Below are 13,507 nucleotides of genomic sequence, written 5' to 3'. Positions count from 1 at the left end.
GCCTGACCAACAACAATTAGGGGCCACCCCATATGCAAACCTGGCAACAGCTCTACAGCCCGCTCGGCAGTCTCGGCGTGTCCGCACTCGCAGCCGTCATCCCCATCGTATTTTTCTTCCTGGCCTTGGCCGTGTTCCGCCTCAAAGGCCATGTGGCCGGCAGCATTACCCTCGCGCTGTCGATTGCCGTGGCAATCTTCGCGTTCCAGATGCCGGTCGATATGGCCTTCGCGGCAGCCGGATATGGCTTCGCCTACGGCTTGTGGCCGATTGCCTGGATCATCGTGGCAGCGGTGTTCCTCTACAAACTGACGGTCAAGAGTGGCCAGTTCGAAGTGATCCGCAGCTCAGTGCTGTCGATCACTGACGACCAACGCCTGCAAGTACTGCTGATCGGCTTCTGCTTCGGCGCCTTCCTGGAAGGTGCCGCCGGTTTCGGCGCACCGGTAGCGATTACCGCCGCGCTGCTGGTGGGACTTGGCTTCAACCCGCTGTACGCCGCGGGCCTGTGCCTGATCGCCAACACCGCGCCGGTAGCCTTCGGTGCCTTGGGGATTCCGATCATCGTCGCCGGGCAAGTCACCGGCATCGACGCGTTCAAGATCGGCGCCATGACCGGTCGCCAACTGCCATTGCTGTCGCTGTTCGTGCCTTTCTGGCTAGTGTTCATGATGGATGGCCTGCGCGGCGTGCGGGAAACCTGGCCGGCGGCACTGGTGGCCGGTTTGAGTTTCGCCGTCACTCAGTACTTCACCTCGAACTTCATTGGCCCGGAACTGCCAGACATCACCTCGGCACTGGCCAGCCTGATTTCCCTGACGCTGTTCCTGAAAATCTGGCAACCAAAACGCGCCGCCGGCCAACACATCGTCGGCGCCGTCTCGGCTTCCGTGGTGGCCAGCGCCGGTGGTTTCGGCCAACCGCGCACCACCGTGGCTTCGCCTTACAGCCTGGGGGAAATTTTCAAAGCCTGGTCGCCGTTCCTGATCCTCACAGTACTGGTCACCATTTGGACGCTGAAACCGTTCAAGGCCATGTTCGCTGCGGGTGGCTCGATGTATATCTGGGTGTTCAACTTCGCGATCCCGCATCTGGATCAAATGGTGATCAAGGTCGCTCCAATCGTGACCACCCCGACGGCGATTCCGGCGGTGTTCAAACTCGATCCGATTTCCGCGACCGGCACGGCGATTTTCTTCTCTGCGCTGATCTCGATGCTGGTGCTGAAGATCAATCTCAGAACTGGTCTTACCACTTTTAAAGAAACGTTCTACGAGCTGCGCTGGCCGATTTTGTCCATCGGCATGGTGCTGGCCTTCGCCTTCGTCACCAACTACTCGGGCATGTCGTCGACCATGGCTCTGGTACTGGCAGGCACAGGCGCGGCATTCCCGTTCTTCTCGCCGTTCCTCGGCTGGCTCGGCGTGTTCCTGACCGGTTCCGATACTTCGTCCAACGCACTGTTCAGTTCGCTGCAAGCAACCACCGCGCATCAGATCGGCGTCAATGACACCTTGCTGGTGGCGGCAAATACCAGCGGCGGCGTGACCGGCAAGATGATTTCGCCGCAATCGATCGCCGTGGCCTGCGCCGCGACCGGGCTGGTGGGCAAGGAATCGGATCTGTTCCGCTTCACCCTCAAGCACAGCCTATTCTTTGCAACGATCGTCGGCCTGATCACGTTGGCTCAGGCCTACTGGTTCACCGGCATGCTGGTGCACTAAGAACTACACGCGACACGGAAAAAACCGACGCTGGGTTACGCCCCCGGCGTCAGCTATTCACAACCGGGTCTGCAAGGCTGCTGAAAGCTTCCCTCTCTATATTCAGCAGCCTCAGCGGACGGATAACCGGGACCACCCGGAGACACGCCTGATGAGCGAGCTTTTTTACAACGCAGTGCCAAACGCGACCCGCGTCGCCCCGCCACTGTCCGAGCCTCGGCAATACCCCAGCGAGAAGCCGTCACGGGTCTACCTGTTCGGGACCTGCGTGGTGGATCTGTTCTACCCGGAAGCCGGGATGGACGCGATTCACTTGCTGGAACGCGAAGGCATTCGTGTCGAATACCCGCAAGGGCAAAGCTGCTGCGGGCAACCGGCCTACACCTCGGGTTACACCGAACAGGCCCGGACCGTGGCGCGCTCGCAATTGGCGCTGTTTGCCGGCGATTATCCGGTGGTGGTGCCGTCGGGGTCTTGCGCGGGCATGTTGCGCGAACACTACGCCGACCTGTTCAAGGACGAGCCGCACACGCTGAAACAGGTCCAGTCCCTCGCGGCACGGACTTATGAACTGGCGGAGTTCCTGCTGTTTGTCTGCAAGGTGCAGCTCAAGGACAGCGGCGAGCCGGTTAAAGTGGCGCTGCACACGTCGTGCTCGGCACGCCGTGAAATGAACACCCACCTGCACGGCCGTGAATTGTTGGCGCAGCTAAGCAATGTGGAGCGAGTCGACCATAGCCACGAAAGTGAATGCTGTGGCTTTGGGGGGACTTTCAGCGTCCGTATGCCAGATATTTCCGGCGCGATGGTGGCTGACAAGACCCGGGCGTTGAAGGAATCCGGCGCGCACAAGGTACTCAGTGCCGACTGCGGTTGCCTGATGAACATCAATGGCGCGCTGGAGAAACAGCAGGAAGCATTGCGCGGTCAGCATCTGGCCAGTTTCCTGTGGCAGCGTACCGGAGGTGCCCAATGAGCACTTCCACGATTATTCCTACGGTTGCCGTAGAAGAAGACTTTCGTGCCCGGGCTCACAAGGCTTTGGCTGACACGCAACTGCGAAACAACTTTCGCAGCGCGATGGATTCACTGATGAGCAAACGGGCAGCGTCCTTCAGCGATGCCCATGAAAGAGAACATTTGCGAGTGCTGGGCAATGCTGTCCGCGCCCGTGCTTTATCCAAGTTGCCCGACCTGCTCGAGCAACTTGAACAGAACCTGACCCGCAACGGTGTGACAGTGCACTGGGCGGAAACGGTGGACGAAGCCAATGGCATCGTCCTCTCGATCATCCGCGCTCACGAGGGGCGGCAAGTGATCAAGGGCAAATCGATGGTCAGCGAAGAGATGGAAATGAATCACTTCCTCGCTGAACAGGGCATTGAATGCCTGGAATCGGACATGGGCGAGTACATCGTCCAGCTCGACCACGAGAAGCCTTCACACATTATTATGCCGGCGATCCACAAGAATGCCGGTCAGGTCGCGTCCTTGTTCCACGACAAACTTGGCGTGGAATACACCAAGGACGTTGACCAACTCATTCAGATCGGTCGCAAGGTCTTGCGGCAGAAATTCTTCGAAGCGGACATCGGCGTCTCCGGCGTCAACTTCGCCGTGGCCGAAACCGGCACCTTGCTGTTGGTGGAAAACGAAGGCAACGGGCGCATGACCACCACCGTGCCGCCGGTGCACATCGCCGTCACCGGCATCGAAAAAGTCGTGGAAAACTTGCGCGATGTGGTGCCGCTGCTATCACTGCTGACCCGTTCAGCCCTCGGCCAGCCGATCACCACCTACGTCAACATGATCTCCGGCCCGCGCAAGGAACATGAACTCGACGGCCCGCAGGAAGTGCATCTGGTATTGCTCGACAATGGTCGCAGCCAGGCGTTTGCCGACAGCGAATTGCGCCAGACCCTGAACTGCATCCGCTGCGGCGCCTGTATGAATCATTGCCCGGTCTACACCCGAATCGGCGGTCATGCCTATGGGGAGGTTTACCCTGGGCCTATCGGAAAAATCATCACCCCGCACATGGTCGGCCTGGCGAAAGTCCCCGACCACCCGAGCGCGTCTTCGTTATGTGGCGCTTGCGGTGAAGTCTGCCCGGTAAAAATTCCGATCCCCGCATTGCTGCGTCGCCTACGGGAAGAGAACGTCAAAGCCCCGGACAGCCCGCATCAAGTGATGCGCGGTCAGGGCAGCAAGTACTCGCGCAAGGAGCGGTTGATCTGGAACGCCTGGGCGAAGCTCAACAGCTCGCCAACGCTCTATCGCCTGTTCGGCTTCTTCGCCACTCGCCTGCGTGCGCTGACCCCGAGCAACGTCGGCCCGTGGACCCAGAACCACAGCGCTCCGAAACCCGCGGCCCGCTCACTGCATGACATGGCCCGCGAGCATCTGGCCAAACAGGGAGACCGCTGATGAGCGCCAAGCAAAATATCCTCGCCAAATTGCGCAACAGTCTGACAGGCACCACGCCTGTGCCTGACAACTTCGATGTCGAACTGGTGACTGAGCCCTACACCTACACGCCAGAACAACGCATCCCGCAACTGCGCAAACTGATGGAAGCGGTGCACACCGAAATTCATCTGACGTCCAGAGATGGCTGGCCCGAATTGCTGGCGCAACTGCTGCAGGATCGCCAGTTGCCGAGCCTGTTGATTGCGCCGACGACACCCCACGGTCAACGCATCACTCAGCATTGGGTGAAAAATCCTGGCCTGCCAGCGCTCAAAGCCTACGACCGTCCGGTCGAGGAATGGAAAGCCGAGTTGTTCAACGACACCCCGGCCAGCCTGACCACTACCCTCGGCGCAATCGCCGCGACAGGTAGTCTGATTCTCTGGCCGACGCGGGAAGAACCGCGTCTGATGAGCCTGGTGCCGCCGGTGCATTTCGCCCTGCTCAAGGCCAGTGAAATCCGCGACAACTTCTATCAGGTGCAGCAGGAGTTCGAATGGGCCCAAGGCATGCCGACCAACGCCTTGCTGGTGTCCGGCCCGTCGAAGACTGCCGACATCGAGCAAGTATTGGCTTACGGCGCCCACGGCCCGAAAGACCTGGTCGTTCTGATCCTGGAGGACCAATGAGTCTACCGGCAGCTTTCCTGCGAGATGCACAGCAACTGATTCCTCAGACCCGACGTTTCGACGATCCGCTGTCGACCTTGGCCTTCGGCACCGACGCCAGTTTCTACCGGCTGATTCCGAAACTGGTGATCCGCGTCGAGTCCGAAGATGAAGTGGTGGCGCTGCTCAAACTGGCGCAACGGGATAAAGTCCCGGTGACCTTCCGCGCCGCCGGCACCAGCCTGTCTGGCCAGGCCATCAGCGATTCGGTGCTGATCGTGCTGGGAGATAACTGGAACGGTCGCGAGATTCGCGGGCAAGGAACACAGATCCGCCTGCAACCGGGCGTGATCGGCGCCCAGGCCAACGCCTGGCTGGCACCATTCGGACGCAAGATCGGACCAGACCCGGCGTCGATCAACGCCTGCAAAATCGGTGGCATCGTCGCCAACAATGCCAGCGGCATGTGCTGCGGCACGGCGCAGAACACCTATCACACATTGGCCGGGATTCTTCTGGTACTGGCTGATGGCAGCCGTCTCGATACCGAAGATGCCGCCAGTGTGGCGGCCTTCCGAGAGAGCCACGCCGAGTTGATCGAACAACTGGCGACTTTGGGTCGCGAGACCCGCGCAAACGCTGAACTGGCTGCGAAAATTCGCCACAAATACCGTCTGAAAAATACCACCGGGCTGTCACTCAATGCGCTGGTGGATTTCGACGAGCCTGTGGATATCTTGAGCCACTTGCTGGTGGGCTCAGAAGGCACGCTCGGGTTCATCAGCGCAGTGACCTACGACACGGTGATCGACCACCCGAACAAGGCGTCGGCACTGATCGTGTTCCCGGATGTAGAGACCTGCTGCAACGCCGTCACCGTGCTGAAAAGCCAACCGGTGTCGGCGGTGGAATTGCTGGACCGCCGCAGCCTGCGCTCGGTGCAGGACAAGCCCGGCATGCCGGCTTTCGTACAACAACTGTCGACCAATGCCTGCGCCCTGCTGATCGAATCCCGCGCCGCTTCGTCCTCTTTGCTTCAGGAACAGCTGACGCAAATCATGGCGTCGCTGACTGGATTCCCAGTGGAGAAGCAAGTCGACTTCACCGAAGACCCGGTGGAAAACGCCCGGCTCTGGGCGATCCGCAAGGACACTTTCCCTGCCGTCGGCGCGGTGCGCAAAACCGGCACCACGGTGATCATCGAAGACGTCACTTTCCCGGTGGAACAACTGGCCATCGGCGTCAACCGCCTGATCGAGCTGTTCGACAAACATCACTACGACGAAGCAATCCTTTTCGGACACGCCCTGGAAGGCAATCTGCATTTCGTCTTCACCCAAGGCTTCAACAGCGCGGAAGAAGTCGCACGCTACCAAGCGTTCATGGACGACGTGGCGCAGTTGGTGGCCGTTGAATTCGGCGGTTCGCTAAAGGCCGAGCACGGCACCGGTCGCAACATGGCGCCCTTCGTCGAACTGGAATGGGGCAGCGACGCTTACCAGTTGATGTGGCAGCTCAAACGCCTGCTCGACCCTAACGGCATTCTCAATCCGGACGTGGTGCTCAGCGACGATCCACAAATCCACCTCAAGCATCTGAAACCGTTGCCGGCCGCCGATGAGATTGTGGATAAGTGCATCGAGTGTGGCTTTTGCGAACCGGTGTGCCCGTCGAAAGGCCTGACGTTGAGCCCACGCCAGCGCATCGTGATCTGGCGAGATATCCAGGCCAGGAAGCGCGCAGGCGTCGACACCACCGAACTCGAAGCCGCTTACGAATACCAAGGCATCGAAACGTGCGCCGCCACAGGCCTGTGTGCACAACGTTGCCCTGTAGGAATCAACACCGGTGAACTGGTGAAAAAGCTCCGCAGCCGTAAGGCAACCCATACGAAAACCGCCAACTGGATTGAAGGAAATTTCGCCACTGCGTTGCAAGGTGTGCGCTTTACTCTGCACGTGGCCAACGGTGCTCGGATGCTGCTGGGGGCGCCACGCCTGGCAAAACTTTCGGCATCGCTGACGCGGTTATCCAAAGGGCAAATCCCGCAATGGACCAACGCGATGCCGCAGCCGGAAAGGGCCATTCGCTTCAGCCCGACGGTGTCGGACGAGCGGCCTCGGGTGGTGTACCTGGCGGCTTGCGTATCGCGGGTCATGGGCCCGGCGGCGGGTGATAAAGAGCAAATGTCGTTGTACGAAAAAACCTGTGGTCTGTTGGAAAAGGCCGGTTATCAGGTGGTCTTTCCAGACAATCAGGACAACCTCTGCTGCGGCCAGCCATTCGCCTCCAAAGGCTATGCCGAACAGGCCGAACACAAACGCCAGGAGCTGATCGGCGCACTGCTGCACGCCAGCCGTGGCGGCCTCGATCCAATCTACTGCGACACCAGCCCCTGCACCCTGCGGCTGGTTCAGGACCTGGGCGATGTGCGACTGGACCTGTACGACCCGGTGCGTTTCATCCGTACTCACTTGATGGATCGTCTCGATTTCACACCCCAGGAAGCGCCGATCGCGGTGCACGTCACGTGCAGCACTCAACATCTCGGCGAGAGCCAGGCGTTGATCGATCTGGCGCGCAAATGCAGTAAAAATGTGGTCATCCCTGAGGGCATTCACTGCTGCGGTTTTGCCGGTGACAAGGGCTTCACCACCCCGGAACTGAATGCCCATTCGTTGCGCACGCTCAAGGACGCGGTACAGCAATGCAGCGAAGGGATTTCGACCAGCCGCACCTGTGAGATTGGTCTGACGCAACACGGCGGAATTGACTACCACGGGCTGGTCTATCTGGTGGATCGGGTGACCCAGGCCAGAGCGACCTGAAGAAAAATAGAACCCCGACGAACCGTCGCAGTCCACCGATCAAGTCCCGCAAACGCGGGACCTTTCCCAAAATTGGCAGCCCGTCCTGATGGCCAGCGATGCCTGGCCCCTCAGTTCAAGGAGATACCCATGAAACGCTCAGTACTGTTAGGTCTGTTCGTTACCGCCTCAATGCTGGCCTCCTCCTCGTTTGCCGCCGGCGATGATCTTTGTGCAACCAACCTGCAAGCCATCGCCAATGCCAAGACCCAGACCCTGGCGCCGGAAATCAAGACTCGCGTCGAGGCCAGCGTCCAGCAAGCCAAGGCCTACCAGGCGCAAAACACCGAGGAAGGCACCAAAAAATGCATCTCCGAAACCACTCAAACCCTGCAGGAGATCCAGAACGCGGGCAAAGGTGATAAAGGCTAAGAACTACCGAAGGCCAACCTTCGGGTTGGCCTTCTCAGCCAGGTAAATCCTAAGCTTGCGGAGCATCAGGCGTTTCTTGTCCCTTTTTCGCACCCACCTCCCGGAAAAATCTTTCACCCCATCGCCAGCAAAAACAGAACCCTTGCACGCCATCACAGTCCATTTGTTAAGCCCCAATCAGCGTGGCCCAATCCCCACCCCCGTTCCAGGAGATACCCATGAAGCGTTCCGCCCTGGCTGGACTGCTCATCGCTGCAACAATGCTGGCCTCCTCCGCATACGCCTCAAACGATAGCGATCAATGCGTAATGAAGCTGCAGGAAGTCAACAGCAAGCTGTCCAGCGCAGCCACGCTGGACGCCGCCACCAAAGGTGTCGTCATCACCAAAACTGAACAAGCCAAGGCGGCTCACGCTGCGAACAATGACAGAGAGTGTGTATCCCTGACGCAGCAGGCGCTTCAGGACATTCAAAGCCACGCGCACGGTCAGTAGGGCCTGACCAGAGCCAATCCAGCGTTGGCCCTGACACCCAAGCACGGACAGAAGGTCGACTCGCCGCGCGCATTGGCGTACACTGCGCTTGCCTGCTGGTTACACACAGCAGGTTCGGGGCCGTTTAGGATTCGACGCCGGTTGCGAAACTTTAGGTGCATGCCGAGTTGGTAACAGAACTCGTAAATCCACTGTTGCAACTTTCTATAGTTGCCAATGACGAAACCTACGGGGAATACGCTCTCGCTGCGTAAGCAGCCTTAGCCCTTCCCTCCTGGTACCTTCGGGTCCAGCAATCATCAGGGGATGTCTGTAAACCCAAAGTGATTGTCATATAGAACAGAATCGCCGTGCAGTACGTTGTGGACGAAGCGGCTAAAACTTACACAACTCGCCCAAAGCACCCTGCCCGTCGGGTCGCTGAGGGTTAACTTAATAGACACGGCTACGCATGTAGTACCGACAGCGGAGTACTGGCGGACGGGGGTTCAAATCCCCCCGGCTCCACCAATCCGAAAACGACAAAGCCCGCCAAGTGCGGGCTTTGTTGCATCTGGGGTTTGGTAAATTGCGGCCACCCCGCCCGCCCCCTGTAGGAGCGAGGCTTGCCCGCGAAGAGGCCCGCAAAGCATCATCACGTTGCGTCTTTGGACCGGAGCAAAAATTCTGTGAACGGATTTGAATGACGTCATCCTAGGAAATTTCCCGCAATCCGTAGCGACTTCCATGAACTGGTGAACATAGTTTTTAGAAGATAATCTTCACTCTTCGCAGAAACCCTGCGGACGGTTTTGACAGGCCGAAATAGCGTAAGGACCCCAAAATCAATGGAACGCCCTTATGAAAAAAACCACCCGCAACCCACTTGAAAACCCAGCCACTCCTGAGTCGGAAACCCTCGACCGCGACCAACTCTCCAAAGCCACCCAACGCGCCGTCAGCGCCCGCTTGCGCGACCCGAAACAGCCCGATCCCGTGAGCCATGTTTTCACCATCCTTCCCGACGTCGACACACCCACTCTGCTCGCTCACGCCAGCGAAACCCTGGCCTCCATGAATGTCATGACCACCGATCTGGCCGACCAGCTCGAAGGCTCGCATCGCAACGTGGCATTGGCGATTCAGCAATTGGCCGTGCTGGCCGAGATGTTGATCAACCGAGCGCTGGATAACCTCGACTCGCCCCTGCCGGCGGTCACGCCCGTCTGCCACTGAGTGATTACGCTCGTTGATTGAATGGAGGTTTTGTCATGGATCGATACATGCCGGTCACCGGCATCGACTGCACCATTGCGTCGCTGCTGATCGACACCGAAGCACCGCTGGACGTGCTGCATGAAACGGCGGCCTACCGCATCCGCACGGCGACTCAATTGCTGGAGAGTTTCGCTGTGAACGAAGGCGTTCACAGTGAGCTGGCGCGGGTGTTGGTGACTTCGTTGCGCGATGGTTGCGATTTGCTGGATGTAGTGGGGCGGCGGTTGCAGATGCAGGTTGCAGCGTCTTAAATCCGGCATAGGAAATCGTTGCCGCGCCCCCAACGCAAAAAGGCACCTGACGAGCATTTCGCAGGTGCCTTTTTTGTGGATTTGGAGCGGGTAGAGATGTTGCGAATGCCCCCACGCGCTCAGGTATTTCTCAGGAGCTCCGCCACTTTTTCAGCGCACCTGTTGCGATTCAGTGCGCTATCTGTACGTGACGGGTATCGTGTTTCTCAACAATGCCCTTGCTACGGAACAGATGATGACCAAAAGCATTTTATACGCCTTGGGTGCTGCTGCTCTCTTTGGTGCCAGCACACCGCTTGCCAAGGTCCTGGGGCTGAACGTCTCACCCATCTTGCTCGCCGGCTTGCTTTACCTGGGAAGCGGCTTAGGGCTCACCGTCACTAGGCTAATACGTGATCGCGGTTGGCAGTCTGCCGGCTTAACGGCATCGGAATGGCCATGGCTCATTGGCGCTATCGCGTTCGGCGGAGTGCTGGGCCCGGTGTCTCTAATGTTCGGCCTTACCCTCACCTCAGGCACCACTGCTTCGCTGTTACTTAACCTTGAGGCGGTGTTAACCGCTCTGCTTGCCTGGATGGTTTTCAAGGAGAACGCCGACCGGCGGATCGTCGTTGGAATGATCGCAATAGTTGCAGGTGGCATTCTTTTGGGCTGGCCTCAAACTTCCGCGGGGCCCCATGGTTGGGTTGGCCCGGTCGCAGTAGCAATTGCATGTTTTTGCTGGGCCATCGATAACAACCTTACCCGGAAGGTTTCCGCATCGGATGCATTGTTCATCGCCGGCATCAAGGGATTGGCCGCCGGGGTCGTCAACTGCGTTTTAGGGATTGCTCTTGGCATGCATCTCCCTGAGTTGTCTCTGCTAGGGCCAACGCTGCTCGTGGGCTTTTTAGGATACGGCGTTAGCCTGGTGCTATTCGTTTTGGCTTTGCGGGGGCTTGGAACAGCACGCACAGGTGCGTACTTCTCTACTGCACCGTTCTTGGGGGCCGCTATTTCAATCCTGCTTCTAGGCGAAGCAGTGACGTGGGTGTTTTGGGTTGCTGCAGGCTTGATGGGGGTAGGCGTCTGGATACACCTTACCGAGAGCCATTCTCACGAACACCAACACGAACCACAAACACATGACCATCCGCATGTTCACGATGAGCACCATCAACATGAACATGCCTTTGAGTGGGACGGCACTCAACCTCATAGCCATTTACACGACCACGCTCCCATCCAACACAGTCATCCGCACTTTCCTGATATCCATCACAGGCACCCACACTGAGCGACTGAGACGGAGGAATATCCGGCACGGCGGTTGCTCAGGGCCAAAAGTAGTGAAAAAGGATTTCTCTGACAGATTAGAGCCACGTCTTCCTGGGAAATTTCCCGCAACCCGTAGCGACTCCCATGAACTGGCGAACAAGGTTTCCGGACGATAGTCTTCACGCTTCGCTGCAAACCCTGCGGACGGTTTTGACAAGCCGAAACAGCGTAAGGATCCCTAACCTCATGGAACGCCCTTATGAAAAAAATCACCCTGCATTTAGTTGAAAATCCGGCCACTTCAGAGCCTGAAACTCTCGACCCAACCCAACGCCCCCAAGCCACCGAACGCGCCGTCAGCGCCCGCCGTCGCAACCTGAACAGAAACATTTTCAGCGTCCGCCCCGACGTTGACACGCTCACCCTGCTCGTTCATGCCAGCGAAACCCTGGCGTCCCTCAACGTCATGACTCTGGACTTTGCCAACCGACTCGATGGGCCACAGCGCGATGTGGCGCTGGCGCTTCAGCAGTTGACGATGCTGACCGAGCTTTTGGTCAACCGAGCGCGGGATAACCTTGATCCGAACGCGTCGGTGGCCGTAGACAAGCCTCCTGTCCTTCACTGAGTGATCGCGCTCGTTGATTGAGCGACGGCTGCAGACGCAGATTTCGGCGTAGAAAAGCAAAATGGGCGGCCTCATTGAGGTCGCCCATTTTTGCTGATGCTGTCGTTGCTACATCTTGAAACTCAAGCCCTGAATGGCCTCATCGCCGCTCAGCGCTTTCTCTGTCGTCACATACAAGTCGCGTATATGCCCAACCAAAAACGTCCAGAACGACGGTTCATTAACGGTTTGATTTACCAACGCTCCCGGCAGGAACCGACTCATTTCCTTGCGAAACTCGATGACGACTTTCGGATCGGTACTGAGCAGCGTTGAACGCTCCTGGAACAGTCTCAAGAACTCGTCCTGTTCGCAGTGATGATCGCCCAGCTTTTTCGCAATCAGATCCAATTGCGGTGTAACGCCTTGCTGACGCAACCAAACCATATCCCAGAGATCACGGTTCTTGATTCGGTTAGGGCGCAGAGCAAACGCTACGATCTTGTCCGCATAGATTTCTTCGCGCGTTTCAGCCTGCAAGATCAGACCGCTTGTGCCCATTTCGACACCATAAGGGTTAAGCAACTGCATTGGTTGTGGCTGATAGCTAGGGATGGAGCACACGTCAATGTTAATGCGCTGTGCCGGCAGGTCTTTGCGCCCGGGTCTGGTTTGAACCTTCAGTTTCCAGGTGTCGACATTCCCTTCTTCACGAACAGGTTCACCGACTTCAACCTCAAGGCCATATTTGGTTTTTAGGGTGGTGACCAATACATGGGCCAACTCGGTCAAGCTCTCGCGATTGAAATCTGCACCACCGGTAAAATCCAGATCCTCACTCAAACGGTTAGAACCGTAGCAAGCACGTAAACAGGTACCGCCAATAAAGGTCAGTTTGGCGAGCATGCCAGCAGAACTCAGCGCCAGCATGATGTCGTGGTGCAGCAATTCCTTTTCTACCACGACCCGCAATGGCGCCAGATCCTGCTTGTTTCTTAGTGCCTCATCTACCAGCTCATCAAACAAACTCATTGGCAACGCTCCAATCGATCAAGTCCATATTTCGTTTCGCTGCCTTCATGTCTCGCAATGCCTGTTGCGGTGTTGCTCGCCATAGGCGGCAACGTGCGTCGTAGTGAAGCTGAGCAACCAGGTCCTGAGGTTTCTGGCGGGTGTGCACGAATTCGATGGTGCCCCAACGTCCACATGAAAGGGTGCTGCTGCGCCCGGAAGACATCAGCGTGATCCAGTTGATGGGAATCTGTGAGATGACGCCACAATCACTTAATGCTGTTTCAAGGCTTACGTAGTTGAACTGCATGGCACGCAACCTGGCGGCCGCATGAAACAGCACCAGTCCGCTGGACGGCATGGTCGCTTCAAACAGGTAAAGCCCTCGGCACACTCGAGCCAGATGACCTTCCGAAGCCGCACGACTCAATAAGGTTTTATAGGCGCCTTCGGAAATGTCGGGCACCAATGCCCTGAGATCGTCCGGGGTGAACAGATAGCGCTCGTCACTGGCCAATTGGGTCAGTTTGCGGAGGAGGCGCCCCATTGGCTGGGTGGATTTTGAGTGGGATTGCATACCTGCGACTCTA

At 57.9% G+C, this 13,507-nt stretch carries 13 protein-coding genes and 1 other RNA gene; 12 read left to right on the top strand and 2 right to left on the bottom strand.

Annotation, left to right across the window (positions count from 1 at the left end):
- The first annotated feature begins 32 nt into the window (after window positions 1-32).
- The 12 genes from AB7M22_RS00255 to AB7M22_RS00200 all read left to right on the top strand — a co-directional run bounded on the left by AB7M22_RS00255 (window position 33) and on the right by AB7M22_RS00200 (window position 11,927).
- Window positions 33-1,724: a lactate permease LctP family transporter gene (locus AB7M22_RS00255; protein ID WP_454184858.1), complete on the top strand. Its 1,692-nt coding sequence runs from the start codon at window positions 33-35 to the stop codon at window positions 1,722-1,724.
- A 151-nt stretch (window positions 1,725-1,875) separates the two neighbouring features.
- On the top strand, window positions 1,876-2,700 hold the full coding sequence (locus AB7M22_RS00250; RefSeq protein WP_454184857.1) for a (Fe-S)-binding protein: 825 nt from the start codon (window positions 1,876-1,878) through the stop codon (window positions 2,698-2,700).
- Complete coding sequence (locus tag AB7M22_RS00245; protein WP_454184856.1) at window positions 2,697-4,151, top strand: LutB/LldF family L-lactate oxidation iron-sulfur protein; 1,455 nt, start codon at window positions 2,697-2,699, stop codon at window positions 4,149-4,151. The genes AB7M22_RS00250 and AB7M22_RS00245 overlap by 4 nt, the downstream gene beginning before the upstream one ends.
- The gene (locus tag AB7M22_RS00240) at window positions 4,151-4,822 is read left to right on the top strand and encodes a LutC/YkgG family protein (protein ID WP_454184855.1); all 672 of its coding nucleotides are present in this window, start codon (window positions 4,151-4,153) and stop codon (window positions 4,820-4,822) included. Before AB7M22_RS00245 ends, AB7M22_RS00240 begins: the two co-directional genes overlap by 1 nt.
- Complete coding sequence (locus tag AB7M22_RS00235; protein ID WP_454184854.1) at window positions 4,819-7,629, top strand: FAD-binding and (Fe-S)-binding domain-containing protein; 2,811 nt, start codon at window positions 4,819-4,821, stop codon at window positions 7,627-7,629. Before AB7M22_RS00240 ends, AB7M22_RS00235 begins: the two co-directional genes overlap by 4 nt.
- 129 nt (window positions 7,630-7,758) lie before the next feature.
- Window positions 7,759-8,040, top strand: a complete 282-nt coding sequence (locus AB7M22_RS00230) for a hypothetical protein (protein WP_008005503.1) — start codon at window positions 7,759-7,761, stop codon at window positions 8,038-8,040.
- A gap of 218 nt (window positions 8,041-8,258) precedes the next feature.
- A complete protein-coding gene (locus AB7M22_RS00225) occupies window positions 8,259-8,534 on the top strand; it encodes a hypothetical protein (RefSeq protein WP_008005505.1) in 276 nt (91 codons plus the stop codon).
- 116 nt (window positions 8,535-8,650) lie between these two features.
- Window positions 8,651-9,044, top strand: a transfer-messenger RNA (tmRNA) gene (ssrA, locus tag AB7M22_RS00220).
- A gap of 330 nt (window positions 9,045-9,374) precedes the next feature.
- Complete coding sequence (locus tag AB7M22_RS00215; protein ID WP_454184853.1) at window positions 9,375-9,749, top strand: DUF6124 family protein; 375 nt, start codon at window positions 9,375-9,377, stop codon at window positions 9,747-9,749.
- Window positions 9,750-9,784: 35 nt separating this feature from the next.
- Entirely contained in the window at window positions 9,785-10,042 is a 258-nt protein-coding gene (locus tag AB7M22_RS00210) for a hypothetical protein (RefSeq protein WP_454184852.1), read from the top strand.
- Between the two features lie 235 nt (window positions 10,043-10,277).
- Window positions 10,278-11,318 carry an EamA family transporter gene (locus tag AB7M22_RS00205; RefSeq protein WP_454188741.1) on the top strand — a complete coding sequence of 347 codons (1,041 nt, stop codon included), beginning with the start codon at window positions 10,278-10,280 and terminating at the stop codon, window positions 11,316-11,318.
- A gap of 240 nt (window positions 11,319-11,558) precedes the next feature.
- Complete coding sequence (locus AB7M22_RS00200) at window positions 11,559-11,927, top strand: DUF6124 family protein (protein WP_454184851.1); 369 nt, start codon at window positions 11,559-11,561, stop codon at window positions 11,925-11,927.
- Window positions 11,928-12,035: 108 nt separating this feature from the next.
- Here AB7M22_RS00200 and AB7M22_RS00195 read toward each other — a convergent pair whose 3' ends face one another.
- Window positions 12,036-12,938: a nucleotidyl transferase AbiEii/AbiGii toxin family protein gene (locus AB7M22_RS00195; RefSeq protein ID WP_454184850.1), complete on the bottom strand. Its 903-nt coding sequence runs from the start codon at window positions 12,936-12,938 to the stop codon at window positions 12,036-12,038.
- Window positions 12,925-13,494, bottom strand: a complete 570-nt coding sequence (gene abiEi / locus AB7M22_RS00190) for a type IV toxin-antitoxin system AbiEi family antitoxin (RefSeq protein WP_454184849.1) — start codon at window positions 13,492-13,494, stop codon at window positions 12,925-12,927. Before abiEi ends, AB7M22_RS00195 begins: the two co-directional genes overlap by 14 nt.
- Window positions 13,495-13,507: the final 13 nt, after the last annotated feature.

Source organism: Pseudomonas sp. ADAK2 TE3594 (assembly GCF_053628675.1).
Note: the sequence above shows the minus strand (reverse complement) of the source record. Positions and strands in the feature narration are given on the sequence as shown.

Bases quoted from the DNA above. Each gene is read 5' to 3' on its own strand.
- AB7M22_RS00200 (WP_454184851.1), top strand. From the start codon at position 11,559: ATGAAAAAAATCACCCTGCATTTAGTTGAAAATCCGGCCACTTCAGAG.
- AB7M22_RS00235 (WP_454184854.1), top strand. From the start codon at position 4,819: ATGAGTCTACCGGCAGCTTTCCTGCGAGATGCACAGCAACTGATTCCT.
- AB7M22_RS00245 (WP_454184856.1), top strand. From the start codon at position 2,697: ATGAGCACTTCCACGATTATTCCTACGGTTGCCGTAGAAGAAGACTTT.
- AB7M22_RS00205 (WP_454188741.1), top strand. From the start codon at position 10,278: ATGACCAAAAGCATTTTATACGCCTTGGGTGCTGCTGCTCTCTTTGGT.
- AB7M22_RS00215 (WP_454184853.1), top strand. From the start codon at position 9,375: ATGAAAAAAACCACCCGCAACCCACTTGAAAACCCAGCCACTCCTGAG.
- AB7M22_RS00255 (WP_454184858.1), top strand. From the start codon at position 33: ATGCAAACCTGGCAACAGCTCTACAGCCCGCTCGGCAGTCTCGGCGTG.
- abiEi (WP_454184849.1), bottom strand. From the start codon at position 13,494: ATGCAATCCCACTCAAAATCCACCCAGCCAATGGGGCGCCTCCTCCGC.
- AB7M22_RS00225 (WP_008005505.1), top strand. From the start codon at position 8,259: ATGAAGCGTTCCGCCCTGGCTGGACTGCTCATCGCTGCAACAATGCTG.
- AB7M22_RS00210 (WP_454184852.1), top strand. From the start codon at position 9,785: ATGGATCGATACATGCCGGTCACCGGCATCGACTGCACCATTGCGTCG.
- AB7M22_RS00230 (WP_008005503.1), top strand. From the start codon at position 7,759: ATGAAACGCTCAGTACTGTTAGGTCTGTTCGTTACCGCCTCAATGCTG.
- AB7M22_RS00250 (WP_454184857.1), top strand. From the start codon at position 1,876: ATGAGCGAGCTTTTTTACAACGCAGTGCCAAACGCGACCCGCGTCGCC.
- AB7M22_RS00240 (WP_454184855.1), top strand. From the start codon at position 4,151: ATGAGCGCCAAGCAAAATATCCTCGCCAAATTGCGCAACAGTCTGACA.
- AB7M22_RS00195 (WP_454184850.1), bottom strand. From the start codon at position 12,938: ATGAGTTTGTTTGATGAGCTGGTAGATGAGGCACTAAGAAACAAGCAG.